General features: G+C 43.7%; 1 protein-coding gene. It reads left to right on the top strand.

Annotated features, from left to right (window positions below; all coding sequences use genetic code 11):
* On the top strand, positions 1-645 hold a 645-nt coding region (locus ACFINU_RS10285; protein WP_375667729.1), incomplete at both ends, for a tyrosine-type recombinase/integrase.

A 645-nucleotide genomic window follows, 5' to 3' on the forward strand; every position in this document is an offset into this window, starting at 1 on the left:
AGGCTGTCTGCCCGTTTCTGAGATTACACAAACAGAGATACGCGATACCCTTGCCCCTATTTGGCATACAAAAGCTGGAACTGCTCGAACAGCACTAATGCGTCTTAATCTTTGTCTCAAACATGCGGCTGCATTAGGGTTAGATGTTGATTTACAAGCTGTAGAAAAAGCACGCGCTCTCTTAGGCAAACAACGTCATAAAAAACAAAGCTTACCAGCCATGGATTGGAGAGATGTGCCGGCTTTTTACCAATTTCTCTGCAAAACAACAACTATAAAACATTTAGCTTTGCGTCTGCTTATCCTGACAGGCGTTCGTACCAACCCTTTGCGTCATATTCGTGAAGATCAGATTGAAGATGATATCTGGACAATCCCTGCTGAAAATATGAAAGGCAAGCGTGATGCCACAACAGAGTTTCGCGTCCCCCTATCATCTGAAGCAATAAAAGTAATTGAACAAGCCCGCTGTATCTCTAAAAGTGATTTCATCTTTTCACTTACCGGTCGTGGTCCTCTTTCACATACGATGATGGCGGCGTATATGAGAAAAAATAAAATTGAAGCTTGCCCGCATGGTTTTCGCTCTAGTTTACGCGATTGGCTAGCAGAAACAACCGATGCTCCCTATGAGGTCGCTGAAAC

The sequence above is a fragment of the Bartonella sp. AC130YNZD genome, from assembly GCF_042196865.1.
Taxonomy (GTDB): domain Bacteria; phylum Pseudomonadota; class Alphaproteobacteria; order Rhizobiales; family Rhizobiaceae; genus Bartonella.